We start from the raw sequence: 1623 nt of genomic DNA on the forward strand, positions 1-1623 counted from the left end.
GTGTTGGCGCTCCCGATTCCGAGTTTGGGCAGGCCCTCCGGAGGCCAATGTTGCGCCGATTGCGCTGCGAGATAGAGATACGAAAAGATCAAGTAAACGAATAAGGCCGACTCCGTGGCGATCATGGTCCACACGCCCCACCAACCGCTGGATCGCTCGCCCGCGCTGCCGATCGGCAGCGCGCGAGTGGTGTCGAATGCATCGATCGCGTCAGCCAATTTCGCCTCCCGCATCATATACAGGGGACGGCTCGCGTTGCAGAAGGCCCCGCTCGGGCCAGAGCCAGGCGATCATCGAGATTGCAGAGGCGCCGAGCATCGCCGCCGTGAACCACCATGCGTGAAGCACCATGCCTGCAAACACAAGCGTTGCAAAAGCGCCCAGGAAGAACGGCGCATATGAATCGCCCGGCATCTTCAGGATGATGTAGGGTTCGCCGTCGAGGGCTGTCGTGCCCAGCGCCTCGCGCCCATGATCGAGGATGTAGCCTTGATCGAGCACGGACCCGGCGTGGCCCCCTCGTCCGCTCGCAAGCCTGCTCTCCCACAACGGATGGCGGCTTCCGACAAACGGGACGGTCGCAAAGTTATAAGGCGGCGGAGGCGACGGAATGGACCACTCGAGCGTGGGTGCGTCCCACGGGTTGTCGCCCGCGGCCGGGCCTCGCTTGTAGCTCCATGCGAGATCGAACAGAAAGATCAGCACGCCAAGCGCGAACACGAACGACCCGAGCGAGGTGATGAGGTTGACGGTGTTCCATCCCATATCGGCGGGATAGGTGTAGATGCGGCGCGGCATGCCAAGGAGACCCGCGATGTGCATCGGAAAGAAGGCGACGTTGAACCCGATGAACAGAACCGCAAAGCCGAGCTTGCCAATGCGTTCGCTCATCATTCGACCAGTGAACTTGGGAAACCAGAAGTAGATGCCGCCGATCACCGGAAAAACATTGACCCCGAGAAGCACGTAGTGCAGATGTGCCACGACGAAATAGGTATCGGTGAGTTGCCAGTCGAGCGGAACGGCGGCTGTCATCACACCGGACACGCCGCCGATCACGAACAGCAGCACGAAGCCAGCGAAATAGAAGAAGGGGACCTTGAACACCGGACGGCCGGTATAGATCGTCGCGACCCATGCGAAGGTGGCGACCGCGCTGGGGATCGCGATCACCATGCTGGCCGAGCCGAAGAACGCGAGGGCAAGCGCCGGAATTCCGGTGGCAAACATGTGATGGATCCACACGATAAAGCCCACCACCATCGTCGCGACCGTCGCCAGTGCCACCGGCGTGTAGCCGACCAGCGGTCGACGGCAGAAGACAGGCAGCGCATCGGAGACAATCCCCATCGCCGGCAGCACCACGGCATAGACCCACGGGTGCGCGAACATCCAGAACATGTGCTGCCAAAGGAGCGGCCTGCCGCCATTCAAGACATCGAAGAAATGCGTGCCGAACTGCCGGTCGAGCCACAACATGAAGAAGGCGAGGCTGACCGCCGGCACGGCCAGCAGATTGCCGCCGGACGCCGTCAGCGTGCCCCAGACGAGCACGGGAACCCGGTCGATCGACATGCCGGGTGCGCGCATGCGCGCCAGCGTGGCGATGAAGTTGACCGAGCC

The 1623-nt window shown here is 62.4% G+C and carries 1 protein-coding gene and 1 pseudogene; both read right to left on the bottom strand.

The annotated features are described in order from the left end of the window. Nucleotides 1-218, bottom strand: a pseudogene (locus AWB68_RS50555) (cytochrome c oxidase subunit 3); the annotation flags it as partial. Then, nucleotides 211-1623: cbb3-type cytochrome c oxidase subunit I (locus AWB68_RS44675; protein WP_087650428.1), on the bottom strand; the 1413-nt coding region annotated here is incomplete at its 5' end. The gene AWB68_RS44675 and the pseudogene AWB68_RS50555, both read right to left, overlap by 8 nt.

The sequence above is a fragment of the Caballeronia choica genome, from assembly GCF_001544535.1.
GTDB classification, from domain to species: Bacteria; Pseudomonadota; Gammaproteobacteria; order Burkholderiales; family Burkholderiaceae; genus Caballeronia; species Caballeronia choica.